At 51.5% G+C, this 24,697-nt stretch carries 28 protein-coding genes; 8 read left to right on the top strand and 20 right to left on the bottom strand.

Annotated features, from left to right (window positions below; all coding sequences use genetic code 11):
- The first annotated feature begins 92 nt into the window (after nucleotides 1–92).
- Nucleotides 93–389 (top strand): DUF3301 domain-containing protein, encoded by a 297-nt coding sequence (locus ACFO3I_RS17520; protein WP_377336257.1) that lies wholly within the window; start codon nucleotides 93–95, stop codon nucleotides 387–389.
- Here the strand turns inward: ACFO3I_RS17520 and ACFO3I_RS17525 are convergent.
- Together ACFO3I_RS17525 and ACFO3I_RS17530 are read right to left on the bottom strand one after the other, a co-directional pair.
- Nucleotides 386–709 (bottom strand): Mpo1-like protein, encoded by a 324-nt coding sequence (locus ACFO3I_RS17525; RefSeq protein WP_377336259.1) that lies wholly within the window; start codon nucleotides 707–709, stop codon nucleotides 386–388. The genes ACFO3I_RS17520 and ACFO3I_RS17525 overlap by 4 nt on opposite strands.
- Nucleotides 710–1,369, bottom strand: coding sequence for a GNAT family N-acetyltransferase (locus ACFO3I_RS17530; RefSeq protein ID WP_377336261.1), 660 nt, complete (start codon nucleotides 1,367–1,369; stop codon nucleotides 710–712). It abuts the gene before it with no gap.
- A 150-nt stretch (nucleotides 1,370–1,519) separates the two neighbouring features.
- On the opposite strand from ACFO3I_RS17530, the gene ACFO3I_RS17535 reads away from it, so the two are divergent.
- Nucleotides 1,520–1,747, top strand: coding sequence for a DUF2789 domain-containing protein (locus tag ACFO3I_RS17535; protein ID WP_377336263.1), 228 nt, complete (start codon nucleotides 1,520–1,522; stop codon nucleotides 1,745–1,747).
- Nucleotides 1,748–1,771: 24 nt separating this feature from the next.
- Here ACFO3I_RS17535 and ACFO3I_RS17540 read toward each other — a convergent pair whose 3' ends face one another.
- Entirely contained in the window at nucleotides 1,772–2,137 is a 366-nt protein-coding gene (locus ACFO3I_RS17540) for a DUF3192 domain-containing protein (RefSeq protein WP_377336265.1), read from the bottom strand.
- 158 nt (nucleotides 2,138–2,295) lie between these two features.
- Between ACFO3I_RS17540 and ACFO3I_RS17545 the strand changes: the two genes are divergently transcribed.
- Nucleotides 2,296–2,577: a hypothetical protein gene (locus tag ACFO3I_RS17545; protein WP_377336267.1), complete on the top strand. Its 282-nt coding sequence runs from the start codon at nucleotides 2,296–2,298 to the stop codon at nucleotides 2,575–2,577.
- Nucleotides 2,577–3,347, top strand: a complete 771-nt coding sequence (locus ACFO3I_RS17550; protein WP_377336269.1) for a DUF2310 family Zn-ribbon-containing protein — start codon at nucleotides 2,577–2,579, stop codon at nucleotides 3,345–3,347. Before ACFO3I_RS17545 ends, ACFO3I_RS17550 begins: the two co-directional genes overlap by 1 nt.
- Before the next feature lie 4 nt (nucleotides 3,348–3,351).
- Here ACFO3I_RS17550 and syd read toward each other — a convergent pair whose 3' ends face one another.
- Nucleotides 3,352–3,879 carry a SecY-interacting protein gene (syd, locus tag ACFO3I_RS17555; RefSeq protein WP_377336271.1) on the bottom strand — a complete coding sequence of 176 codons (528 nt, stop codon included), beginning with the start codon at nucleotides 3,877–3,879 and terminating at the stop codon, nucleotides 3,352–3,354.
- A gap of 54 nt (nucleotides 3,880–3,933) precedes the next feature.
- Between syd and queF the strand changes: the two genes are divergently transcribed.
- Nucleotides 3,934–4,773, top strand: coding sequence for an NADPH-dependent 7-cyano-7-deazaguanine reductase QueF (queF, locus tag ACFO3I_RS17560; protein WP_377336273.1), 840 nt, complete (start codon nucleotides 3,934–3,936; stop codon nucleotides 4,771–4,773).
- Nucleotides 4,774–4,903: 130 nt separating this feature from the next.
- On the opposite strand, the gene ACFO3I_RS17565 is transcribed toward queF, so the two are convergent.
- From ACFO3I_RS17565 to ACFO3I_RS17580, 4 genes are all read right to left on the bottom strand, one after another.
- Complete coding sequence (locus ACFO3I_RS17565) at nucleotides 4,904–5,296, bottom strand: DUF2750 domain-containing protein (RefSeq protein ID WP_377336275.1); 393 nt, start codon at nucleotides 5,294–5,296, stop codon at nucleotides 4,904–4,906.
- A gap of 69 nt (nucleotides 5,297–5,365) precedes the next feature.
- Nucleotides 5,366–6,235, bottom strand: a complete 870-nt coding sequence (locus tag ACFO3I_RS17570; protein WP_377336277.1) for a peptidylprolyl isomerase — start codon at nucleotides 6,233–6,235, stop codon at nucleotides 5,366–5,368.
- Nucleotides 6,232–6,672, bottom strand: a complete 441-nt coding sequence (locus ACFO3I_RS17575; protein WP_377336279.1) for a YqaA family protein — start codon at nucleotides 6,670–6,672, stop codon at nucleotides 6,232–6,234. The genes ACFO3I_RS17570 and ACFO3I_RS17575 overlap by 4 nt, the downstream gene beginning before the upstream one ends.
- Before the next feature lie 30 nt (nucleotides 6,673–6,702).
- Nucleotides 6,703–7,122, bottom strand: coding sequence for an MAPEG family protein (locus ACFO3I_RS17580; protein ID WP_377336281.1), 420 nt, complete (start codon nucleotides 7,120–7,122; stop codon nucleotides 6,703–6,705).
- Between the two features lie 128 nt (nucleotides 7,123–7,250).
- Here ACFO3I_RS17580 and ACFO3I_RS17585 point away from each other — a divergent pair, with 128 nt between their 5' ends.
- The 3 genes from ACFO3I_RS17585 (at nucleotide 7,251) to ACFO3I_RS17595 (ending at nucleotide 10,568) form a co-directional block, all read left to right on the top strand.
- Nucleotides 7,251–7,832 (top strand): thymidine kinase, encoded by a 582-nt coding sequence (locus ACFO3I_RS17585; RefSeq protein ID WP_377336283.1) that lies wholly within the window; start codon nucleotides 7,251–7,253, stop codon nucleotides 7,830–7,832.
- 10 nt (nucleotides 7,833–7,842) lie between these two features.
- Complete coding sequence (locus tag ACFO3I_RS17590; RefSeq protein WP_377336285.1) at nucleotides 7,843–8,853, top strand: MJ1255/VC2487 family glycosyltransferase; 1,011 nt, start codon at nucleotides 7,843–7,845, stop codon at nucleotides 8,851–8,853.
- A gap of 95 nt (nucleotides 8,854–8,948) precedes the next feature.
- Nucleotides 8,949–10,568: a response regulator gene (locus ACFO3I_RS17595; protein ID WP_377336287.1), complete on the top strand. Its 1,620-nt coding sequence runs from the start codon at nucleotides 8,949–8,951 to the stop codon at nucleotides 10,566–10,568.
- 337 nt (nucleotides 10,569–10,905) lie between these two features.
- On the opposite strand, the gene galE is transcribed toward ACFO3I_RS17595, so the two are convergent.
- The 12 genes from galE to ACFO3I_RS17655 all read right to left on the bottom strand — a co-directional run bounded on the left by galE (nucleotide 10,906) and on the right by ACFO3I_RS17655 (nucleotide 24,522).
- Nucleotides 10,906–11,931: a UDP-glucose 4-epimerase GalE gene (gene galE / locus ACFO3I_RS17600; RefSeq protein ID WP_377336289.1), complete on the bottom strand. Its 1,026-nt coding sequence runs from the start codon at nucleotides 11,929–11,931 to the stop codon at nucleotides 10,906–10,908.
- 188 nt (nucleotides 11,932–12,119) lie between these two features.
- The gene (gene rfbD, locus ACFO3I_RS17605) at nucleotides 12,120–12,998 is read right to left on the bottom strand and encodes a dTDP-4-dehydrorhamnose reductase (protein WP_377336291.1); all 879 of its coding nucleotides are present in this window, start codon (nucleotides 12,996–12,998) and stop codon (nucleotides 12,120–12,122) included.
- Nucleotides 12,995–13,549 (bottom strand): dTDP-4-dehydrorhamnose 3,5-epimerase, encoded by a 555-nt coding sequence (gene rfbC, locus ACFO3I_RS17610; protein WP_377336293.1) that lies wholly within the window; start codon nucleotides 13,547–13,549, stop codon nucleotides 12,995–12,997. Before rfbC ends, rfbD begins: the two co-directional genes overlap by 4 nt.
- A gap of 12 nt (nucleotides 13,550–13,561) precedes the next feature.
- Nucleotides 13,562–15,661, bottom strand: a complete 2,100-nt coding sequence (locus ACFO3I_RS17615; RefSeq protein WP_377336295.1) for a YjbH domain-containing protein — start codon at nucleotides 15,659–15,661, stop codon at nucleotides 13,562–13,564.
- Nucleotides 15,658–16,392, bottom strand: a complete 735-nt coding sequence (locus tag ACFO3I_RS17620; protein WP_377336297.1) for a capsule biosynthesis GfcC D2 domain-containing protein — start codon at nucleotides 16,390–16,392, stop codon at nucleotides 15,658–15,660. Before ACFO3I_RS17620 ends, ACFO3I_RS17615 begins: the two co-directional genes overlap by 4 nt.
- A complete protein-coding gene (locus ACFO3I_RS17625) occupies nucleotides 16,392–17,072 on the bottom strand; it encodes a YjbF family lipoprotein (RefSeq protein ID WP_377336299.1) in 681 nt (226 codons plus the stop codon). The genes ACFO3I_RS17620 and ACFO3I_RS17625 overlap by 1 nt, the downstream gene beginning before the upstream one ends.
- A gap of 84 nt (nucleotides 17,073–17,156) precedes the next feature.
- Nucleotides 17,157–17,513, bottom strand: a complete 357-nt coding sequence (locus ACFO3I_RS17630; protein ID WP_377336301.1) for a hypothetical protein — start codon at nucleotides 17,511–17,513, stop codon at nucleotides 17,157–17,159.
- Nucleotides 17,514–17,608: 95 nt separating this feature from the next.
- Nucleotides 17,609–18,775 carry a polysaccharide pyruvyl transferase family protein gene (locus tag ACFO3I_RS17635; protein WP_377336303.1) on the bottom strand — a complete coding sequence of 389 codons (1,167 nt, stop codon included), beginning with the start codon at nucleotides 18,773–18,775 and terminating at the stop codon, nucleotides 17,609–17,611.
- Between the two features lie 63 nt (nucleotides 18,776–18,838).
- Nucleotides 18,839–19,915 carry a nitroreductase family protein gene (locus ACFO3I_RS17640; RefSeq protein WP_377336305.1) on the bottom strand — a complete coding sequence of 359 codons (1,077 nt, stop codon included), beginning with the start codon at nucleotides 19,913–19,915 and terminating at the stop codon, nucleotides 18,839–18,841.
- A 179-nt stretch (nucleotides 19,916–20,094) separates the two neighbouring features.
- Nucleotides 20,095–21,720: an asparagine synthetase B family protein gene (locus ACFO3I_RS17645; RefSeq protein WP_377336307.1), complete on the bottom strand. Its 1,626-nt coding sequence runs from the start codon at nucleotides 21,718–21,720 to the stop codon at nucleotides 20,095–20,097.
- Entirely contained in the window at nucleotides 21,704–23,014 is a 1,311-nt protein-coding gene (locus tag ACFO3I_RS17650; RefSeq protein ID WP_377336308.1) for an oligosaccharide flippase family protein, read from the bottom strand. The genes ACFO3I_RS17645 and ACFO3I_RS17650 overlap by 17 nt, the downstream gene beginning before the upstream one ends.
- A gap of 122 nt (nucleotides 23,015–23,136) precedes the next feature.
- Nucleotides 23,137–24,522: a hypothetical protein gene (locus ACFO3I_RS17655; protein WP_377336310.1), complete on the bottom strand. Its 1,386-nt coding sequence runs from the start codon at nucleotides 24,520–24,522 to the stop codon at nucleotides 23,137–23,139.
- Nucleotides 24,523–24,697: the final 175 nt, after the last annotated feature.

Raw genomic sequence — 24,697 nt, forward strand, 5'->3', positions numbered from 1 at the left:
CTCCGAAAGGCGGCAGTTTAACACAGGGCACTGACCCCCTTGCAAAGCCGAATCACAGTCGCCATTATGCCCCTGCATTTAAGGAGATTCAGATGGATTTTGTCTGGTTATTATTGGCGGTAATGGCCTTTGCCTACGCCTTTTTATTACAACGTAAGCAAGATGAAGTGGCCGAAAAGTTAGCCCGCCAATTATGCAAACAGCAACAACTGCAATTTTTGGAATGTGCCAGAGACGGCCACCAATTTGCCCGCCTCGACCACAGATTTCGTTGGTTTACCCGCTATAAAGTTGATTTTTCCAGTGACGGTGAAAGCCGCTATCAGGGCGAACTGCGTTTAAGCGGCTTACGTTACCTGAGCTTTCAATTACCACCGCACCGGATCTAATGCGGGTTAAGCTGGCGCAGCTTTTGATTAAGCTGCCCGGTCAGAAAATCCTTATACATCACCCAGTCTCCCAGCAGGCTGTAAAAGGGGTATTTGAAGGTCGCCGGCTTATTGTGCTCAAATTTAAAATGCCCAACCCAGGCAAAGCCGTAACCCGCCAGCAACAGCAGCCACCAATAACTCCAGGCGCCACTCCAGATCAGTCCGACCAACAACAACAGCACCAGCGTCGAGCCAGCGTAATGCAGCTGGCGACAGCGCGGGTCGCGGTGCTCAGATAAGTAATAAGGGTAAAACTCCGCGAAGCTTTTAAACTGCATTTACTCCACCACTTTTAACGGCGAGGTTTGCCGCGGTCTGAACATCAGGGTGCCTGACACTTTGGAAAAACTCAGTTTGGTAATTTTCTGGTAATGGTCGTCACTGAAGAATTTCAGGTTCTTGTCCAGCGTAACAAAGACACCTACCCCAAGAGAATTTGGGTCCTGCTCCACCACTGAATCCACCGCCTGGCGCAGGTAATGCCCCAGCCCCGACTGCTGATACGCCGGTGCCACCGCAATAAAAGCCAGCATATGGTAATGCTGTACCGGCATGGCGGCGTGAATACGCTGTTCTTTTTCCAACAATTGCTTCATCGACACGTAACCAGCGGTCAGTAGCATTTTAAGCCGCCAGTGCCAGAAACGGTCACCACTGAGTGGCGAGTCAGGCATCACTACACAGGCAACCCCCAGCAATTGCTCTTGCTGAAACAGACCGATCACAGGTTGTTGTTCCTGCCAGAACAAATTGAGTTCTTCGCGGATGGTGGCGCGCAGGCGCTGTTCATAATCCGACTTTTCAGCGCGGAAGATGTCCATAAAGACCGGATCATCATGGTAGGCCTGATACAACAGGGAGGCCGCCAGTTTTAATTCGTCGGCATCCAACAAGCGGGCTTTTAAGCTATTGAGATCTAAAGGAACGGGACTTGTCATTGAACTATCCTCTGGTTTTTATACACCATAGCAGTGAAGCAGGATCTTGCCAATGCCAAGGTTTTTTCTGCGCCAGAGTTGAATTGGCTATAGTTAGGGCTTGTTGACGTTTCGAGATTAAATTGGCTAAAAACACAGAGGAGTCGCTTTATGCACCAGATCAACCACGATTTACCCAGTTTATTTGCCCAGCTGGGGCTGGATAATTCCGAGCAGAGCATGCGCAACTTTATTGAACATCACAAGCTGGCGCCGGACCTGGCGATAGAACGGGCGCCGTTCTGGGATACAGCACAAGCCGCCTTTCTCGCGGAGCAGCTCAAAGCAGACGCAGATTGGTGTGAAGTGATCGATGAACTCAGTGTGCTGCTGCGTTAGCAGCACACTGAATGAAGTAGTTGGTTACAACTGACGGTACGCTTTGTCGCCCCAGCCAGTCAGCAGGCCGTTGCGGAAAATCAGTGGCGTACATTCATCTTTGCTGGTTTCACCGTCGCTGTGTTCATGATGCGTGCGGTAAAACAGCACCACAGTGTCAGCACCATTGTTACTGAAAGATTCACTGAAGTCCGGCGTGCCTAACTGGCCCCGCACATTGTCCAATGAAGTACCGATTTGCAGCGCGCTAATCACCTGATTGTTGTGTTTCTGAGTTTTGCGCCAGGCAGAATTCGAACTGTCGTCATTGTCATGACCACCCACAGCCACCACGCAGCCAGATAAGGCCATCATCGCGCTGGCAACAGTAATTACTTTTAAATAGTTCATTGGGCTTTCCCTTGTCGTTATGAAGAAGTTATTGACTGTTTTGCAAAGTGCAGGCCAAAAATATAAACCATATAAAATCAATAACTTACACAATTTCACTGGTGGTAGCATTCTACCAGGTGGTAAATTTCACCATAAATTAGTCGGATAGTAACGTTATGAGTCAATTAGCCCAACAGGTGGCTGCGGCCGCCTATGCCCTGCAACAAGAAGGCAAAGAACCCAGTCTGGCATTGATCAAAGGCCGGCTTGGCCAGGTGGCGATGAGCCCTGCCCTGCTGCAAGCCTACCAGGCATGGCGTAATGGTCAGGTGCCGACAGAACCACTGGCTCCAGCTGTGACTGCGGCGACGCCGCCGACTGAACAGGATGACCTGCGACAACAATTAAACCGGATCGAAGCCAAGTTAGACCGGCTGCTGCAAAAGTTGGACCTCTGATGTGGGTGGCTGAACTTCGTTTTACCCTGATTGCAGATACCAGCCTGAGCCGGGCTGAACAGGCCATTCGCCACTACCTGGAATGCCTGATTTTTCAGGGGCAAATGCTGGGCAGGGAATTTCCGACCTACCAGACAGAAGACGGTTTTATCAGCCGTTTGTTAGTGCCTGAACCCGAAGCTTTACAGCAGCATTGGCATAGCCAGCGTGGTGCTGACGCATTAGAGCAGTTGGCGCAAGCCGGACTGGGGTACCCTCAGCTCAGGCTGCTGGGTCAGGATCTGATGGCCAATCACACCGACCCTTGCGCTGAACCTGAGGCACTGATCCAGTTTTGCAGCTTCAGTGCGATGAACTCAGTACTGTATTGCGCGGAGCATTTCGCCCCAGTGCCTTTGTACCGGCTGCGCCAAGGCGGCGACGATTTTGAAGCGCTGATCCGCTGGCAGCTGCAGTATCAGGCGCTGGATGAAATTCAGATGCAGCAGGACCGGGTGTTACCGCGACAGGCTGAGCTCTCTTTGCAGCAGTTTGGCAGTGCATTAAACAAGATGGGCTATCAGCAGGCCCGGGCTTTAAGTGCTGAGCTCGGCAAGCCGGTGTATTACTACCTGTACAGCGGCAGCAGCCACAACTGTGCGTTAGAAGCTGAAAAACCATGCCCGGCTTGTGGTGGCCAATGGCGGCTGGAGCAGCCCTGGCACCAGTTGTTTGATTTTCGCTGCGACCGCTGCCAGCTGGTGTCGAATATCGCCTTTGATTGCAGCTAAGCCCTCAAAAACTGAGCTGCTGTAAAAACTGGCTTAGATCCGCGGCCAGGCAATCACTGACCTCTGCACCCACCCGTTCCAGGTAGACTTCGCCGCTGCTCAGCAGCATGGAAATCAGATAATGGTCATCGTCGGTCGCCGCAATAAACACCGTCTCTCGCTGCTTCAGACGCCGTTTCATCAGCACGTGAGCGACTATATTTTGCTGCAAGCGCTCAAAGTCGGCCTGATGCCAGGCCATTAGCAGCTCAACCCCACCACGTTCATGCTGCACCGACAAACCAGCGCCAAACCAATTGCCATAAAACTCAGTCAGCTGCTGCGGAAACTGCAAACCAAGCGCCTGCTCCAGGGCAGAAAAACTCTGCAGTTCAGGCTGAGCCACAGGTTGCCAACGCACCTGCTCATCAACCACCTCACCGATTTGGCAGGGTGAAAGCTGGGCAGGATCGGCCCAGGTCCACAAGGTTGGGTGTTTTTGCAGGTAGGCTCCAATAAACTGCTGGTACTGAACAAGGAAGGCGCTCGGCATCACAACTCACTTCTGTGCTAAAATTGCCGCCATTCTAACTTGGTTCCCGCACAGATGACAAAAATCCAGACTGAAGCTCTGGCCGGTTTAACCCTGGGCCAGAGCACCGCTTACATCGACCAGTACCACCCCGAATTGCTGCAAGGCGTGCCGCGCAGCCTGGGCCGTCAAGCCATTGGTTTAACAGCTGAACTGCCTTTTGTCGGCCAGGATATCTGGCATGGCTATGAATTATCCTGGCTCAACCCCAAAGGTAAGCCGATGGTGGCTTTGGCTACTTTTGTGGTGCCTTTTGATACGCCGAACCTGATTGAATCCAAATCTTTTAAGCTGTATCTGAACAGCCTGAATCAGAGCAAGTTTGCCGATATCAGCCAGCTGTACCGCACGTTACGTGATGATTTAAGCCGCTGTGCCGGTGGCCTGGTGCAGGTCACTTTGCATAACGTCAATGAGTTGTCGGCGTTTCAACCAACCTGGCTGCCAGGGCGCTGCATCGACGAGCTTGACATTGAGGTCGATCAATACGGCTACAACCCGGACTTGCTGCAACTGAAAGCGCAGGCTGAGCCGGTCGAAGAAAAACTGCATTCGCATTTGCTGAAATCCAATTGCCTGATCACCAACCAGCCAGACTGGGCCAGTCTGTACATTCATTACAAAGGGCCAGCTCTGGACCATGCCAGCCTGCTTAAATACCTGATTAGCTTTCGTAGCCACAATGAATTTCATGAACAGTGTGTCGAGCGGATCTTTCTGGATATCTGGCAACTGGCGGCGCCAGAGCAGTTAACCGTATACGCCCGTTACACCAGACGGGGCGGCCTCGACATCAACCCGTTTCGCAGTTCATCAGCCTGCGATGTGCCGCAATTCCGGCTAACCCGACAGTAATGAGTTGGGGTCAGGTCTTGTATTTTGCGTTTCAATGCAAAATACAAGACCTGACCCCAAAGATGTGACCCCAAATACGCCAATAAAAAAACCGCCATTCAGGCGGTTTTTTTATTGGCGAAAGCTCAACTTAGTTGTTGTCTTCGGTCGCTTCAATCAGGGTTTCAGCGAACTCTTCAGGGCCAATCACCACACCAGGTTGCTGTGCATGCGGGAACACGGCAATGGCCAGTTCGTCGCCATTCAGGCCAGCTGTCCACTTGTCCAGCCACACAGAAACGTCCACGGCTTGCGCCTGACATTGCGCCCAGTCGCCATTGATCCACTGCTCAGCCAGCTCCGCATGAGGCCAGACCGGAATACAACGTTCGTCGTCTGCATCGACCAGCACAAAGCCTTCTTCGTCCACCAGGATCCAGATTTGCTCTGTATCAGCGACCGCGTTTACGAAATAATCATAACGCTGCTCAGCATCCAGCTCAGCCAGTTTGTTCAGATCGTCCGCTGTTAATTCATAGTTCATAGGTTTTCCCCTCAGGCGCCAGAAAAGGCGCGTATGATGACTGAAACTCGGTTGCCCTGCCAGCGAATTTTATGGCGTTGGCGCTTTTGCCAACCGCACCGGCACCTGCGGGTAACAGACATCAAGGTTACCATTGCCTTTGTGCTGATAAAACACATGGGTGCGCGAGCGGCGTTCAGCCAGGCCCTGAGCAAACTCAGAACTGGAGGTGGACATCCATTCCAGTGGCAGTTGCCGGTCATTCGCCAGGTCGCTGCCAAGGCGAGCCGTTTTAATAGTGGTACGCTGAGCCGCGGTAGCAATGACACCACCTTGCTCAGCATCACCGCGGCGAATACGGTTCAGTACGGACTGACCCCACACCACTTTGCCTAACGCCGACATATTTTTGTCCAGATGACGCGGCGCCTGCCCCATCATAATGGCTAAATCGGCCACGCCGGTGTCCGGCTCATTAGCACGCGCCAGGTTCACCACCCCAGCACAGTGCACCAGCCATTCCTGACCTTTTTCCCGCGCCACCGCAAAACCTTGGTTAAAGCCGGTTTCTTCCGCCAATAAATCAGGCTTTTGCACCAGCAGATAATCATCGCCGGAGCGCACCGGCCAGCTGAATTCGGCTTTCATCGGCTCCAGTTGGGCACGTTTACCCCATTCATGCTCTGGCACACCAAACTGGGCGACAAAGCCTTCAATCACCCGGTAAAAGCTGACACCATCATAAAACCCTGCTTTGGTCAGCTGTTTCACCCGCTCGACATGGCGCGGCGCAAACTGACTGGCCAGCAGGATCACCACAGTGCCCTGGTCGGTATCCAGATACAATAAATCCTGCTGCGGCAACAGTTGCCAGGCAGGGGCTTTGTTTTGCGATTGTGCAGCGGCACTGCCAAAGGCCAGGCTGGCCGACAGCAGCGCCAGTTTTATCCATGTCTTCATGAAAACTCCAGAGGAAACAACCAAATCAAGGCAGCGTACCGCAGGCCTTTACCACAAGCAACCAAGAGTAAAAACCAGCGCAGCCGGGTGCCTAAGGTGCCGGCAATCAGGGTTAGTGGGTCGCCAAGCACAGGCAGCCAGGCAAACAACAGGCTGAGCTGGCCATAACGCTGAAACTGCGCACTGGCGCGCTGCATTTGTCCGGCCGTAAAAGGGAACCAGCTTTTGTGCTGAAACAGGCTCAGTTTGCCACCCAGGTACCAATTAAGCACAGAACCCAATGTGTTAAACAACGTCGCTAACAACCAGAGCAGCAGCGCCGGATAGCCCTGCTGCAACAAACCGAGAAGCACCAGCTCGGAGCCAAAGGGCAATAAAGTTGCTGAGACAAAAGCACTGGCGGCCAGACTGGCGTACGCCAGCAGCTCAGTCCACATCAGCCAGTCACCAGCACTGCAACGATGAATTTACGCAAGCAATACCAAGGCACTGAGCCTCACCCAGTAAAGCAGTAAAAACACCGCGCCCAGCAAATACAGGCTAAAACGCAACCGGACGTTATTGCTGCCGGTATGCACCAGACAATGGGCCACCCGACTAACCACAAAACACCAGCCCAACAAGACTAAAGGCAACTCTGCCAGTCCTGCCGGCAGTGTGAGCGCCACCGCGGCCAGATAAAGCACAGGCAACTGGAACTGATTATCAAAGTTACGGCTGGCCGTGATTACCCCTTCATTGGCACCCGCCAGGTCCATAGTACGAAAGGCTTTGAGTGAAATCTCTTTATTGCGGGCTGAGGCAAAACGCCGCCGCCCCATCAGCACCATCACCGCCAGGGTCAGCAGAACCTGCACCAGCACAGAACCGAATAACCACTTATCCATATTTTCTTACTCCAGGCCACCCGCCATTGTTGTTGAGCGCAGTGTACGTGCTTGTCGCGAATCTGTCATGTTCCCCCGTTAGATTGGTTTTTGTTATAGTGCGCCGGATTTTCAGAAGGAAAGCTTCCATGGCGCAACTGTATTTTTATTATTCGGCGATGAATGCCGGTAAATCGACGGCCCTGCTGCAAAGTGCCTACAACTACCAGGAACGCGGCATGCAGGTCGCGCTGTTTACCGCCGCCATTGATGACCGTTTCGGCGTGGGCAAAATCAGCTCCCGTATTGGCTTGTCGATGGACGCGCAAATTTTTGACGCCGACTTTAATTTTGTCAGCCATTGCAAGGCGCTGCTTGCGCAAGGAACCCTGGACTGCGTGCTGATTGACGAAGCGCAGTTTTTAAGCAAAGCCCAGGTTCGCCAGTTGACGGATATTGTCGATGAGCTGAAGGTGCCTGTGCTGGCCTTTGGCCTGAGAACGGATTTTCTCGGCGAGACCTTTTCCGGCAGTCAGGCGCTGCTGGCCTGGGCCGACAAACTTATTGAACTGAAAACAGTCTGTCACTGCGGACGGAAAGCCAACTTTGTGGTGCGGCTGGACGAACAGGGCCAGCCGGCAACGGCGGGCAGCCAGGTGCAGATAGGTGGTAACAATCAATACGTCTCGATGTGCCGGGCCCATTTTAAAGCGTTGGTCTGGAGAGACTAACGGAGCCTGAATGCGGGTGTTGTACGGCGTGCAAGCCACTGGAAATGGTCATATCAGCAGAGCCCGTGCCATGGGCAAATATCTGCAGCAACACGGGGTGCAGGTCGATTATCTGTTTTCCGGCCGCCCCACCGATCAGTTGTTTGCCATGGAGCAATTTGGTCAGTTCCAGACCCGCAGCGGCCTTAGTTTTGTCACAGAACAAGGCCAGATCAATTACCTGAAAACAGCACTGCAATCGAAGCCATGGCAACTCTGGCAGGATGTGCGCGCACTTGACTGCCGCGCCTACGACTTGGTGCTCACCGACTTTGAACCCGTCACAGCGCTGGCCGCCCGGCGTCAGCAGGTACGCTCAGTCGCCTTTGGTCACCAATACGCCTTTTTGCATCAAATCCCGATGACGCATGACAACTGGGTCAGTCGCAGCGTATTTCAACACTATGCGCCGGCCCGGCAACAAATTGGCCTGCACTGGCATCACTTTGATCAGCCGATTTTACCGCCCATAGTCGACCTGGAACCCACCTGCCACAGCGCGGAGCCAAAGCAGGTGTTGGTGTATCTGCCCTTTGAAGCACCAGAGCAGGTGTTGCACTGGCTCTCCCCGCTGACTGATTTTCGCTTTAAGCTGTACGGCCCTGGTCTCGCTAAAGCGGAGTTGGGTCATATCAGCACCTCCCCGCCCTGTCTGGCCGATTTTAAGCAGGATTTACACCGCAGCGCTTTTGTCCTTTGCAATGCCGGTTTTGAGCTGGTCAGTGAAGCGCTGCAGCTGAAAAAACGTATTCTGGTCAAACCGCTGCACCGCCAGATGGAACAAGAATCTAATGCGCTGGCGCTGACCAAGCTTCAACTTGGCAGTGCAGTGTCACAGCTAAACACTGAGCAGATTGGCCGCTGGCTAGTCAGTGACGCAGCGTATCAGCAAGTGCAGTACCCGAATGTGGCGCAGCGACTGTCTGCCTGGATTGCACAGGGCGCAGAAGCCACAACCCTTGATCCAAAAAGCTGGTGGTAAACAACAGGTTAATTCTTTTGCTGTTACACATTCCTGCTGCATAAAGCGGAAAACTTTGTGTTAGTCTGGCCTTGGGTTATCAGGGACAACAGGTCGTGGCAACAAAACAGGCGTTTTACCGCAGCAAAAAAGTGCTGGTGATTGAAGATTACGAACAGGTCATTGCTTATATGCGCAGCATGCTGACGCTGATTGGCTTTGAGCAGGTGATCTTCGCCCGCAATGCGGAAACGGCTATTGCGGCCTGCCGTCGTCATGAATTTGACTTTGTGCTCTGTGATTACAATTTAGGCGAAGGCCGTGACGGTTATCAGCTGTTTGAAGCGATGAAAGCAGAACGCTGCTTAAAGCCATCCAGCTGTTTTATTGTGATCAGTGGTGAACGTCAGCGCCAGGCGGTGTACGGCATGATTGAGTTCTTGCCCGATGATTACCTGCTGAAACCCTTTAGTTATGCCGAATTGCAGCGGCGCATTGAGCGCGCTTTTCATATCAAACAAAGCCTGAAACACGCCTACGAAGCCATTGCCGAAGAGCAGTTTGAACCGGCGCTGGACAAATGCAACGAAGCCGAATTGGCACACCCGCAGCACCGTAATTACATTATCCGCTTAAAAGGTGAATTGCTGGTCAAGCTTGGCCGTTTTAATGAAGCCGAGCTGTTGTATCAGACCATGCTGGCAGAACGCGAGCTGGCATGGGCCAAACTGGGCCTGGCAGTCGCCAAGGGGTACCTGGACAAAAGCGAAGAAGCTGAAGAGATGCTGCTTGAATTGTCCGATCAGAATGAAACCCGGATTGAAGCACTGGACTGGCTGACCCGGCTTTACCTCAGCCAGCATAAGCTGGAACAAGCCTTTGACACGGTGCGTACGGTTGCTGATGCCTCGCCGAAGAATTACCTGCGCCAGCATGTGCTGGCGAACCTGGCTGTCGTCAATAATCAGCCGGAGCTTGCGGTACAAATTCACCGCCGTTTATTGGAAGCCGCCCGTTACTCCATTCACGACACCGCCGACAATATGCTGAACTACGCCAGGGCGCTTTTGCAGCAAGCCCAGCAGCAAAAACCAGGTGAGCGGCGCAATACCTTGCAACGTATTGAGCACTTTCTGAAAGACATTAAAAAACGCTTTCACCCCAGTACCTACGAAGCCGATCGGCTGGTGCTGGATGCGCGCGTGGCGGCCCTTGAAGGTAAAACCGAACAAGCCAGACAGTACCTGAAGCAAAGTGAAGACTTAAGCCAGCATAAAGCCCCCAGTGCTTCTGGCCTGCTTGACCGGGCCCGTGCTTATTTTGAAAGCGGCAATCTGGCGATGAGCGACCATTATATGGAAGCGCTGAACTCGCAATCGCAAAGTGCTGATTTGTACCACAAAGCCATTAGCACCATGCTGTTATCCGAGCAGCAAAAATACTCGCAGAAGCGCAACACCATGTTGTCCAGCCATAACGCCGGCATTGAAGCCTATGGCCAAGGCCATTATTCCGAAGCCATCAACTATTTTATTGAAGCGCAGAAATCCATGCCGGCCAATGCCAATATTGCGCTGAATCTGTTGCAGGCCATCAGCCAACGCGGCCGCCTGAACGAGGATTTGCTGTTTCTGGCACACAAATGCATGAATGTGATTGAACAGGAAGCTGAGCTGCCCAAGGATCAGCGCAAACGTTATCAGTACATCCGCAAACAAATTGAGCAGATGATTTAATAACAAAAAAGCACTTCCGAAGAAGTAATGCCAGTCAGTTAAGCTGACTGGCATTACTTTTTACCGCACACTATCAGCATTCACCTGAACTAAAACTGTAAACGAACTGAATCTATCCAAAGCGAGGAAAGGTAAAGAACTAAGCAGACCGTCTTTGGCAGGGATGCCAAAGCCGAGCCTACAGGGAATGTATTCACGGCGTGTCTGCGTGGGCTTTGCCTTTTCCGCTGCAGCTGAACCAACTCGTGAATAGATAAGCAGTTTTTGCATAAAAACTGCTTATCTGACTGGCATTACTTCCAAAGAAGTGCTTTTTGCCAGAGATGCGCAGTAACGGCTAAGACGTGTAACCGTTTGGGTTTTGTTTCTGCCAGTTCCAGCTGTCGCGCACCATATCCACCAAGGTTTTCTTCGTCTTCCAGCCCAGTAAGTGCAGCGACTTATCAGGACAGGCATAACTGACCGGTGCATCGCCTGGTCGACGTTCGACGATTTGATACGGCACCGACACCTGATTGACCTGTTCAAAGGTTTTCACAATTTCCAGCACCGAATGGCCAGCACCGGATCCCAGGTTAAAAGCTTCCAGGCCGGGTTTGCTTTCCAGGTAACGCATCGCCGCCAGGTGACCATCGGCCAAGTCACTGACATGGATGTAGTCACGCACGCCCGTGCCGTCTGGCGTCGGGTAGTCATCACCAAAAATACTCAGTTTATCCAATTTGCCGACAGCGACCTGGGAAATAAACGGCATCAGATTGTTTGGCAAACCATTGGGGTCTTCACCAATCTGACCGCTAACGTCGGCGCCCACCGGGTTAAAATAACGCAGCAGCGCGATGTTCCACTCAGGATTTGCCTTAGCAAAGTCTTCCAGAATGTATTCCACCATCAGTTTGGACTGGCCATAAGGGTTAACCGCAAAGCGGTCCTTCTCTTCGGAGAGTGGCATTTGCTGTTCCGGGCGATACACAGTGGCAGAAGAACTGAACACCAAATCGGTGCAGCCAGCCTCTTGCATTACCTGACACAAAATTAAGGTACCAGCCACATTGGTTTGATAATAATTCAACGGTAAGCGGACAGATTCGCCGACCGCTTTTAAGCCGGCAAAGTGAATAACTACTGCAGGCTGGTGGGCCACAAACACTTCTTTTAACCGTGCAGCGTCAAGGATATCGCCCTGCTCGACCACCAAGGCGTTGTCGTCAGCTGCGGCCAGTGTTTTTACCCGTTGCAAAGCCTGTGGACTTGAATTGCAATAGTTGTCAAAACTGACAACCTGATAACCTGCTTTCAATAAAGCCAAAATAGTGTGACTGCCAATATAGCCGGCGCCACCTGTCACTAATACTTTCTTCATTCATTCGTCCCATCTTTCTACATCGGCTAACAGACGATACAGTCATTCACGCCTTAGTATTGCCGTAGACCTCTTTCGTTGAATCCATTCAGGTCGTATTCCAACACAAAGCCCCTTTTCAGCAAGGTTTTGCTTATCTGATTGCAGAGTGAAACTCATCCAGCCTGAAGCTACCATGAATAATCACTCTACGGCAGCAGTCGCTGCAATTCGCGATCAATATCTGCAGATAATCCACTCTGAGACCAGCCTTGTAACTCCAGCAGCAGTGAAGAGTCGAGACAAGAGTACAATGGTCTGTTGGCTACAGCACCAAAAGAAGCCAGAGTGACAGGTGCAAACCGGGCGTCTTCTGTTAGCAAGCCAGCTTGGTGAGCCCTCTCTGCAATCAGGGTTGCAAAGTCAAACCTGTTGACGCACTGCGCTCCTGCATAATGGTAGAGACCAGGCCTGAACTGTTGTTGCACCAACATCCATATCCGCTTGGCCAGATCGAGAGCCGAGGTCGGACTTCCCCATTGATCGGTTACCATAGGCAGCTCCTGCAGCGGATTTTTCTGCAAAATGGCGAGCAGTTTTACCAGAAAATTACTGCCAAAGCCAGAATAAAGCCACGAGGTCCGCAGGATCAGTGTCTGCGCTGCGTAGTCTTTGAGCAAACACAATTCAGCGTCTCGCTTTGTTTGCCCATAGTGGTTCAAAGGCGACGTTGCTGACTGCTCTGTGTAAGGTTGCGATGCGTCGCCATTGAAGACGTAATCAGTGGAAATATGAATAAGCGGAGTCGATTGCTGTTTTGCCCACTGTATCAGCCATTGCACCAAGGCTGTGTTTACTAAGGTGCACGCTGCGCTCTGCCGTTCAGCCTGATCCACATCGGTCCAGGCGGCTGCATTAATAATCAGATCCGGTGTAAACGCCTGCAGCTGTTCATTCAGCACGGCATTGCTTAATAAGCCAAGGCTGTCGCGCCCCAGATACCGCACCTCTAAATGAGCAGGCTGGCTGAACGCCAGCGCCTGTGCCAGTTGCCCGGCTTTGCCAAGTACCAGAATCTTCATCGTCATAAGCCGTGCTTAAACAACTCTGCCTGCGCCAATGCCGGTGCGCGTTTGTCTTTTTCCGACAATACCGCTTGTGTGGGGAAAGGCCAGCGAATGCCTAATTGAGGGTCATTCCATAACAACGCCCGATCCGATGGCGCGTCATAATACGCCGAAACCTTGTACTGCACCTCCGCTTCGGCTGACAACACCTGAAAGCCATGAGCAAAGCCAGCTGGGACAAACAGCATCTGTCTGTCCCTCGCCTTTAACGTTAAGCCATAGTGCTGGCCAAAACTGGCCGAATCAGGTCGCAAGTCCACCGCGACATCAAAAATTTCGCCGCTGATCACCCGGATCAACTTGGCCTGCGGTTGATCCAATTGGTAATGCAAACCGCGCAGCACATATTGGGCAGATACCGAAAACGACTCCTGCACAAAGTGGACAGGATGTTTTGCCTGGGCATTGAGCAAAGACTCGCGCCAAGCTTCAGCAAAACTTCCCCGCGAGTCCGTCAGCAGTTCAGGTTCCAGCAATAACAGTTCAGATCCCTGCACAGCAGTGATTTTCATAGGCAGCCTGTGTTAACGGTTAAAGGTCGACCGTAGTTCGGTCACGTCCATTAAGCGTACAGGACGATTCAGCATCTGACCGCCATCTCTGGAAATAGGCACCCAAGGCAATAAACCCCGGCCTGTCGCCGATTTCAAGGAGAACAGGTCAAACGGAATAGAAACATACATGCCTTTAGTGAAGCTACCTTCGCCGTACTGCTCAGAAGAGACATTGGTAAATGCTCCATAAGCACCGACAATAATGCCGCTGTCAAAGCGCCGGGCAAATTCCAGCGTCACGCCTTTATCCTTCGCCAGGTACTGACCTGCACTGACTTTCACCATGCTGTCTTTCAACCAGCCATCCTGAGGCTGCCAATAGGCAGTGACGTGTCCGGTAAAGGCTGTGTAGTCAAAGAATGCCAGTTCTTTTTCGTAGGAGCGCTGCTTGACGTAGTTCAGGTCCAGGCCTACGGCAAACTCCGAGTCAACAGGCCGGTACAAGACTTCGCCACCAACCCCACCAAACATGGTTTCCAGGTAACCGGCGTATAATTGACCAAACCAATCCGGCGCCAATTCACTTTTCCATTGGCCGTACAGGTTTTCCATGGTGATGTCACTGCGGGTTACATATTCGCGAACATAAGTACGGACCCGCGGCAAATCGGTGTCAAAATCATCCAGCTTGTAATTGAACTCATCAAAGTTGGTCAGTAAGTTAATCTTGGCTGTGCCATAAATACCGAAGTTCGAATTGAACTGGTAAGCCGCATTGGCAAACAAGCCGGCCTGGTACATGTAGAAGTCTTCCGGACTGCCAAAGGATTGGATCCAAAACAGGTTACTGCCATAACCAAACCCGGATGGTTCAACCTCGCCCACCCACTGGTAGCTTCCGGGGTTTTGCCGGGTAAAACTGTCACTAATAGCCAGCTCTGGCTCTTGTGCCGTGGCCGCAGCAATAAAGGCCGGAGCATCAATTTTTGTCTCCACCATCTGCATACCGCCCGCTTCCAGCACGATACGGTAGTCTTTGACGGATTCCGGCAAGTGTTGCGCTAACACCCGGCCAATACGTTCCATCGAGACGTTTTCATCCCGAAACGCTACTTGGCGGCCTGTCAGTACCAATTGTTCGTCGTTCAGCTGGTAATTGTTGACCACAAAACCCGCATTGAAGTAGAGCTGCTTGGACAGCTCTGCCTTATCAATCTGGTCAAGAGCACTGACCGGCCGCTGCTCAGTCACCTCTACCGGCGGCGGGTCCAGTTTAATTTGGCTGGCAGTATGGAAATTAATCTTGTAACTCAGACCAAAACCAAAGGTATTGCCACGCTGGTAATTCAGGTTGATGTCAAATGCTTCATTGACCGCGTAGACAGCCGCTACGTTAAAATCCGAGTCCTGCGCCAAAGCGCCGGCAAAATCTTGCTGATAGGTGTTGCCGTCGTATTCGGCCTTTAACCGCAGCGGCGCCCATGGCGTCTGATACTCGATGCCTGCATAGAGTGACGCTGGGCCGCGGAAGAACTTTTTATATTCAACCTTACCGCCCGAACCTGAAACACCGCCTGGGCGTTCACAGAAACGGTCGTTCAAATCACAAAACGGGTTGGAAATATTGTCGCGCCGGCCCAAATAGCCCCATCCAATGCCAAGGTGCAGGTCGACAGGGCCAAAGCGTTTACTGGCGGCAATAAATTCGCTTTCAAACAAGCCAGTACCACCAAAATCACGAATGCCGACTGACACTTCGGGTAAATACAGTGATTCCTGCCATAAGCGCAGTTTCAGGTCTATGCCTTTATCTTTATAGGTCTGATCGCCGCTAAAGCTGGGATCCTCACTGTACAGCTTGGTCCGGACATCAGTGTAACGAATGGTTGATTCAAGCCAGGGAAAGAGTTGTAACGACGCGGTCCAAAACCGGTATTCCTGGCTGTCACTGTAATTGAGGTGAAAATCACCTTCTTTGGTATGACGCGCTGTCGGCATCTGAATTAAGCCAGTGCCACCTTGGGCCATTTGCGACAATCCAGCCGGAGACTGCCAGAAATAATCGGCGGCCAGCGCCTGTTGTACTGAGCAAGCCAACAGACTCAGCGTCAAGTAATTCAACGTCTTCATTCAACCATCCTGTAGCCGACTAAGATGGCCAGCTGGGTGTTTAACTCGGCCAGCTCATCCGGTAATGCATCTGTATCCAATCCGACCAGCAAGGTCATCCAGGGCGCCAGCGGCTCTGTTTCGGCATTCCAAAAACGGACACCCACAGTTTTGACGTCAGCTGGCGTCACGACATAAACAATGTCTTTATTGGCGCCGGGCAGCGTAGTGAGCTGCAATTGACTGGCGCGTAAGCCTTGCTGCAGCGGATAGGTGTTTTCTGCCACCATACCAAGCACAGTCAATTGCGTAGGTCTTTTTCCAGCCAGCAGTTTGTAATGGCCGGCGTTTAGCTTGGGGTTAAATTTGAGCTGAGTCCGCACTCGGTCAATGTCCATTGAACCCGGCACCGGCAAACCAACTTGCCACTGACTGATGGAGGCAATAAGTTGGGCAACCGCCTGAGCTTCAGCCTGATCATTGTCAGCCAGGTAATACGCTCTGGCTTTTTCTAACTGAGCCAGTACCAGGGACTGCTGCGATGCAGCTTGCGCCAGCGATTCGGCATCGGTTCTGAACAACCGGGCTGCAGGCCAATAAATCTGTGGTTGACTCGCCTGTTCCAGCACCTGCGCTAAACGGGGTGCTTCAAAATACCCACGATACTGCCCCTGCCATTCAACCAAAGCAAAAGGTTCTGCCGCTTGAAGAGGTACACAGCAGAAGGCTAAAACACTGAGCCATAACCGCATCAGGCTTCTCCTTGTTTGGTTAATGCCTGCAGTTTGGCTGCAGCAGTCACATGTTCAATTAATAAAGGGGAAAAGAAGGGCGCGATATATTGCAGGCTTTTTAGTACCTGCCCTGAAGACGGGTCCAACCAAAACACATTCTCGGCCGTTTGGCCGTTGCCAAAAGTAACCTGCTCAGTCACTTTGCGTGTGGGCAAGCTCATGCCGGCAATCTCCAGGGTTTCAGCCTGAACATCGCTAATGCGATAGGAAGTCTGTACAGAGCTGTCACCTGAAGACCAGTCACTGAGTGAATTCCAGCTCAGCCCTTGTCGGAGCTCTAACGCCTGATGCTGCAGCGGGTCGGCCACTGTGGCTTCGCTGTAGACTAAATCTGTGCTGAAACCAGCAGTCTTCACCACCCGGCCATTGCGGGTAACCAGCATGGCTTTATCGTTGGAAACCCATTTGCGATCATCCTGCTCAACATACGCCAGCACCACCAAAGCCCGAGGCCTGTTGCCAGAGGTGACATAAAGCACGTCGTATTTTTGCGCAGCAATCTCGTCAGCGGTTAAATTGACGCCTGAGTCCGGAAAAAAAGCTTGTTCAAAGCTATAGGCATAATTTTGATACGTTGAAGTACAGGAAACTAAAGAGCTGAAGGTCAAGGCCAGCAGACACAACCGGAAAATCACCATAACAATCCACCCTGGATACACAGCTAACTGGATACACAGCTAATAAAAAGCCGCCTACTGGCGGCTTTCTCAGAACCTGACGACTTATTGCAGCGTAGCTGCGTAAGTGTAGGTTACTGCCATTGTACGGGTAGCAGTACCAGTACCAGTTACAGTCACTGACGTGCCAACACATTGGTTGGTGTTGATCAGTGGGTCAGAACCGTTACAGGTCCACTCCTTCTCTGGTGGTGGTGGTGGTGGAGTTACTGAATCACTGTCAGAGTTGCTGATAATGGCAGCAACTACACCAGCAGCGACTACACCAGCAACCACAGTACCAGTAGCAACGCCACCGATAGTACCACCGAACGCACCTGAACCAGCAGCAGCTTCTTCCTGAGCAGAAGCAGTACCAGCAACCAGCAGAGCGGCAGCGAATAACGCATTTAATTTAGTCATGACTATCATCCCTTTTTAAAAAGCTCCCACAGGATAGAGAAAAAAAAACCTCGCGGCAAGAGCTGGTTTGAGTAAATGCGGTGAAATCAAAGGCTTCAGCCATTCACCGCACTCGGGCTCCGTTGCTCTGACAATGCTTGCATCACCAGGTTCCACATTTGTTCTGACTGCAGCTTCAGCAACGCGGAGGCCTGCAATAATGGTTCTGCCGGTAAGTCCTGCAGTTCATCCATCAATTCAGCCAACTGACTCTCTGACAGCCCTGGGTCAAGCAAAAACCGCTGTTGCAGATAGTCAGCGAACAAGGCCTGATATTTGTGGCTCCAGCTGGTACCAATACAAGGTATGCCCTGCGACAAGGCACTGACACAGCCATGAAAACGCGAGCAGATCACCGCTTTGCTTTGTCCAATCAAGGCTTTCACCACTAAAGGAGCGGCTTCCTGACGCAGTGTCGCCCGGCCCTGACTGGCCGCCACTAATGCCTCACACAACTCTTGGTCTTTGTTGCCTTCGTGGTTCAGCACCAGCACCTGCATGCCCTGCTCCAGAGCCCTTAACATCAGATGGATGAGCATCGGCAAATAACTGTTCTGCCAACGTTGATCCGAATTACGTGGGCTCAGCATCTGATAATTCGGGATCATTGTCAGGGTATTGGCAGGCAAGGCGGGCACCAACGACGCCCCCTGCACCAGGTTGGTAAAATCCGGCGCTTGCTGAATGTTGCCTTGCGGGCAAAGCGCACGCAAATGCTGCAGGCTTTGTGGGTCTCTGGCGAGCACCAGCCGTGCTAACGGCAACGCCTCTGCCAGAGCCTGCCGCTCTTTTTCCCGGCTAAAGGGCCCAAAGGCCTGGGGCAAAAACACATAGGCCTTGCCGCGTTTAGCAAAACGTTTTAATTCATCGGCCAGGTACAAACCATGCGCTTCCGGCCATTGGTCGCCATAGGCAAAACCACTGGCATCCAGCACGACGTCAATATCCGCTTCAGTGACAATACCGAACTGCCGGATTAACCACTGCCGCAGCTTTTTTGGCAGATAGTGGCTGTACGCATTCATTTCGACACCAAACAGCCGCAAACCTGCTTTTTGATAAGCGCCTAACAGGGCTCTGGCCTGATAAGGCGAGTTCGCTCCTGTTTGCAGCACCACCTGGGCTTGTGGCCAGCGCTGCCGAAGCTGCTGCAACACGGCATGCAACATCAGCTCTGCTCCCTTGTTCACAAACTGCACGCCACGAATTTCTATAAAAGTCACATTATTCCTTGTTTATGGCCTGAACCAGCCAGCCTGTTACTGAACAAAAACACACGCAGCTGCTTATAACGTCACCTCACGCACCAACAGTGCATCTGTTTTCTTCTGAGAAAACGCAATGCCACCTTGCGGATCGGCATAGCCTATCGCCAGCAGCATCACCACACGCTGATAAGGCTCCAACCCCAAGGTCTGGGCAATGGCTTTTTCCCGGCTTTCAATATCTGGCCAGTTGATTGGGCAGGTGGAGAGGCCTAGCGTTTCCAGCGCCAGCATTAACTGCATAGTCGCCAGCGAGGCATCGATGTAAATCACGTGACGGTCCCGTTCGGCCGGATAACAGCTTAAGTCCCCAATCACCGCTATCAGACTGGGAATTTGTCTGGCAAAACCTGTGGTACCCATTGCCAAATCGGCCACTTTAGCGGCATCTGCAGGCCTGGTGAGCAGGTCAAAACGATACGGCTGACGGTTGCAGGCGGAAGGCGCCAGGCTGGCCGCATTCACCGCCTGGCGAACCAGCGCTGGGTCCACCTGCTGTTGGGTAAACCAACGCACAGAACGGCGGCGTTGATACAAGGTATGCAAATCAGCAAACTCGATGGGGCAGTCTGGCAGAGCACTGGCAGGATAAGGCACAGAGCCGCTGCCTGCGCCAACGGTTGCACAGCCCTGTTCAGCCTGGTCCTCGCAAAGCTGTTGCCAGGCTTGGCCAAACAAACTTCTGGCTTTGGCAATTTCTGCCGTATCTGTCACAACGTCAAAATAGAAGTTCAGTACATCAGCGGCCCATTTAAGCTCAGCAGCACAGATACTTTTCTGCTGCACAGCCCGCTGGAAGGTGCCCACAGTTTCCATAATGTAGTCGGAGGCAAAACTGGCCCGGCGTGGCTGCATAATCAGACCTTTTTCCAGCCGGTGAATATTACGGCGCAACAAGGCGCTGCTTTGTCCCAGCTGATGCAACTGCTGTTGATAGGCAAGACGGCCAGCCAGTACAGAACGCTGTTCGCGCCTGAAAGCCGGACTGAACAAATAGAATAACGAGGCAGAAAACGCACTCCATGCCAAAAGACCAGCCCAAAACAAACTCACATGTTCAATACACTGCTTTAACCATTGCTTGAACGATGCGGGCATAAGACGTTTCAATACACTCATAACAACCTGTGGTTTTTTTCAGAAAAGAGCTTTGTGAGCAAAAAGTCAGGAAGGCAACTATAAAGCTGAAGGTAAAAAAAAGCCAACCTCAGTATGTGGTTGGCAATAATTCATGAAAATTGTTGACGGACCGCCGCAGTATATCTGAACGACACGCCTCACATTGCTGCATTTTTAGACATATTTTTGCGTGATTTCGTATTTTTTATATCAAAGCGTAGTTTGTCGCGAAAAACCATATAACCAGCCAAGGTGCCAAACACTGTCCCCCGCTCTTGACTCAAGCGCAATTTGAACGCCAGCCATCGTTTGAATGGCACTATGGCGTACAGATGATTATCTTCGAGGAAATAATTAAACCAGGAATACAAGCGGGTCAGCCATGGGTATCGTTTTACATTGGCGTGGCCCAGTGGCTCTGCATTGCCACTTTGCTGGGACACCAGTTGGTTCACATAAGTTTTCCACAACAGTTTGGAGCGCCTCAGTGAATACGGCACTTGTTGCCAGAAAGCCATAAAGTCTCCGTCCCAAAGCGGCATCCACCAATCCAACGCAAAAAAATCATAATAGCGATTTGAGTTGATAATGAATTTGGCCTGCCGTTCGCGGTAGTTCCAGCATTCAGCCAGACTATTGACATTCAGCCGCTGCCGGCGCCGCGCTTCGTCAGCTATGGTCTCAAGCTGCAGGACGATTTTTTCTCTGACCGCCTCAGGCAACGCCTCCCTGCTGTGTTCATAATGTTTCTTCAGCACCGCGTTCAAAGCCTTTGGCACCTGATGACTTTCGCACCAACCAGAGTCATCCAGTGCACCAGAAAAAAAAGCACCAGTATGGCCCGGCGCAATCACCGCATTGGCGTCTATCTGCCGGTTTTTCACCAGCTGCTGTATGGCCGGAAAAACCTGAACCGTGGGCACAGACACCAGGCCATGAACAAAATCGAGAAAACGCTGAAACTCCGGCTGCTGAAACAGCTCGCGCCACATTTGCCGGGAATAAGTCACACAAACCCATGGATAACCTGCAAGACTGGCCACTTTGCGGCTCAGCGCGACCTCGGCGCTGCCAGGCCGGCCAAAGGTAAAGCAGACGACATCAGGGTAACCGGCACGACGAAAATGCATGGCCAGGGCGCGTGAATCATAACCGCCGCTGAGCGGTAATACGATTTGCCTTCCATTTGCATAACGGATTAACCGCTGCACCACTTTTTCTGTCACCTGGTCCAACTGCTCAAGCCAGGGCTGAATAGACTCCGGTGTATTCTGGCTATTCAAATGCAGGTACCAGTCATAAATTATGCGTTGTGGTGGTTGCCCCAAAGACCACTGCAGCAATTCTGCCGCCTGCAGCTGATAAATCCCTGGGTGCAGAGTTGCGCTGCCGGTAATAAAACCGGTGAAGCTGAATTCAGCAACGCTGTCCGGTTCAGGTTCTGCCGCAGGTAACCGCTCAAGCAGCCATCCGGTGTCATCACTGATCAGCAGCTCAGCTCCGTCCATGCCGTAGAATAAAGGCCGGCTGCGGGTTCGGTCGGTAAAACAGAAAAGCTGCCCGTCAAGCAACAAAACGCCAGAGAAAAAGCCGTTTAGCGACCGCAAGTACTCTGGCAGTTGGTTTTGCTGACAGGCCAGCGTCAACAGCGGCAACAAATCGGCCGCAGCCAGAGCCTGCTCACAAGAAAAAACCTGGCCACATAACCATAACTCAGGCAATACCTCGGTTTTGCCATAAGCTCCCGATAAATTCCAGGTTGCACCTTCAAACCTTGCCAGCAACAGCACTCTCCTTTTTACCGCAAAAATAAAGGGTCATAGATGAAAACAACAGCACATGCAGCAGGCCAACCAAGGCAAATGCAGCAATAGCCGATACTGGCTGTCCGTTGTCGCTTGCAACCCAGACAAACGCCAGCACTCGCCCAATAAAAGTAAATAAATTCAGTAACGTAGCCCAGTGTTGAATTCGCAGCACCATCACCGCTTTTACACAGGGGGTATTCACAAAAGCAACATATAACCACAGGGCCATCCAGCGGGCGTAATCCCCGGAGCTTCGCCACTGGTCACCAAACACCCAGCCAAAAATTTCATGCCCCCAAAAAGCAAGCAGTGAAAAAGGCAACAGACCAAGCAGGGCCAGACCAGCCATGGCCTTCAGCAATACAAAAACCAGCGGCTTCCGCTGTTCTGCACAGTGAACAAAATGTGGGTAGAACACATCGCCTACCGCTTTGCCAAGCACCAGAGCAGGTAAAGCTAACACCGTTTTGGCGAGGGTATAAAAACCTGCTGCACTGGGGCCAAAATAACCAGCCAGCAGTAACACAGGGGCACTTTGGGCGGCAGTATTGAGCAACTGCTGCGGGGTTTGAAACCAGATAAAGGCCTGAAACTGACGCATCACCCCGAGTAGCCTTTTCCGGCTTTTTGTAACGCTAATTTTAAGCAGGCGCCCGTATCGGACTATTGCGCGGGGGGCACGGGGTGAGCTTTTTGTTAAAAAACAACAATGAGCCCATGGGGCCAACAGGGCTATAGCCACCAGAACCGATGCCCCGCCGTGTACCAGCCCACCACCCAGCCGACTTAACTGCACCAACAGGTTTTGTACTACCTCGGCACGCGCCAGTGTCCGCACCTGTTGCAGCCCAATCAACTGCTGCTGACGTAACTGCAGCAGTGTGGAGCCCAGCATGGCAACAGGAATGGCGTATAACCAGAGTGTGAGATTTGACAGTGACAACACCTGTGCAATAGGGCCGGCAAACAGCAGACTGACCACAAAAACCAACAACGCCAGCGCCACAGAAATAAATAACGACAGCTGAACCAGGCTGTATTTCTGCCGCCTCCCTTTAGCCTGCACCAAGGCCTGTGGCAAGCCTAACGCTGAGAGCGGTAACAACACCAGCAGTAAAGCCTGGAAAGCCCCATATTCACCATAAGCTTGCGGGCCAAACAGCCTGAGTAACACTGGTAATAACGCAAAATTAATGAGCTGCACCAGCACAGTTGCGCTGACTAATACAGACAGGCGTTTTAACCAGGAAGGTAAGAACACAGAAGCCACAACCACCACACAAAAGCAGAAAAAACCAGTATACCCAGCACACCAAATTACACCAGCTGCTTACCAATAAGCATAAAAAAACGCGCCCTAAGGCGCGTTTTCTAAATTGACAATTCAGTCAATTATTTTTTGTACTGATCAGCAATCACGTTCACACGAGCAGTGCCTTCACGGTAGTAAGGAACTACAGTGATGTCTTTTTCGTTAGCATCGATAGCAAAAGAGATGCTTAATTTCTCGTTAGAACCTTTAGCCAGACCAAAAGCAGTGAAGAAATCGCTTTCAAAGAAAGACGTTACAGCGCCTTTAGCTGCTTTCTTCGACAGTACTACTGGACCGTATTTCTTACCAGTTTTACCTACAGCCTCTACGCTTACTTCTGCGTCAGCTGCACTCAGGTTAGAGATTTCTACAGTTGAAGAGAACTGCTCATAACCTACTGGCAGGTAAGGAACGTTAACCAGAGTTGCATCTAACTGGAATTCACCTGCTGCAAATGCAGTAGTAGAAACGTGGTCAGCTGTTGGAGCTACGCCATCGTACGTCACTTTACGAGTAACTGTAAAGGTGCGCAGAGGGATAGTAGCAGGAGCAGCGGCTGCTGTTGCAGTGATAGTCCAGTCTGCAGCAGTAGCTGTGCCAGCAACTAAAGCAGCAGGAGCACCAGCAGACACATCGAAAGTAGCGGTGTCTAACACTGTTGGAGCTGCAGGGTTACTTGCTGTAAAGTTAGCAGCTGGCACAGTCACAGTGTTAGTGCCGTCAGAAATAGCCACTGAAGCCAGACCAGCCAAAGAGCCATCAGCTTTCAGAACAACCAGGTCTTGGTTGGCAACAATGGCTGCCGTAACAGTTGCAGTTGGCTGCTGAACAGACAAGACAGCTTTAGCTGCAGTTGTTGAAACTGCTGAACCTTTAGTGTCAACAAACAGGTTACGAGCCAGACGCTGAACAAAACCATCGAATTCAGTTTTCAGAGAAACAACTTCCTGAGCCTGAGTTTTGATCAGAGCAGCTTGGTTAGGAGTACCTGTACCTGAACCAGTTGTATCTTTTACAGTGCCAGTGAAACCGTCTTTGGCTTCATATACTACGTTACCAGAGGCAGGAACATAAGTAGCAGGTAATACTACATCAATTTTTGAGTTAGCTAACAGCGGGTTACCTAACGCCAGTTCGTAAGTAATTTTCGGACCAACAGTTGCGGTAGCGCCAGTGACAACTGGTGCAGTGAAAGAAGCAGTAGCTGCACCTTTGTTAATAGTAATCACATCACCAGCAGCCAGAACAGTACCCAGAGGGAAGCTCAGAGTGACTTTATCACCAGCAGATAATTCCTGACGGTTATAGATCGTAATAGTGGCAGTAGCTGCTGGGATTACAGTTTTAGTCAGAACAGCTTCGTTAGTTACAGTAGTAACTGGCGCGATAGCAACGTCAGCAGCGTTAGCAGCGAACGCCAAAGCGATCGTTGTTGCTACTAAAGAGGCTTTAAATACCTTTTTCATATATCCAAATCTCCAATTTCATGAAATTGGAACAAGAAGCAATTTTCACTACCATTGTTCCGTGTTTTTATACAACTTTCTTATTGAAAGCTAAACTGTAAAGTTAAACCAGGAGCACTAGTAACCCCTAGCGCGCGCCTTTACTTCAACTTTCACGGCCTAGTTTATGTAACGG

The sequence above is a fragment of the Rheinheimera marina genome (assembly GCF_042654345.1).
Lineage (GTDB): Bacteria > Pseudomonadota > Gammaproteobacteria > Enterobacterales > Alteromonadaceae > Pararheinheimera > Pararheinheimera marina.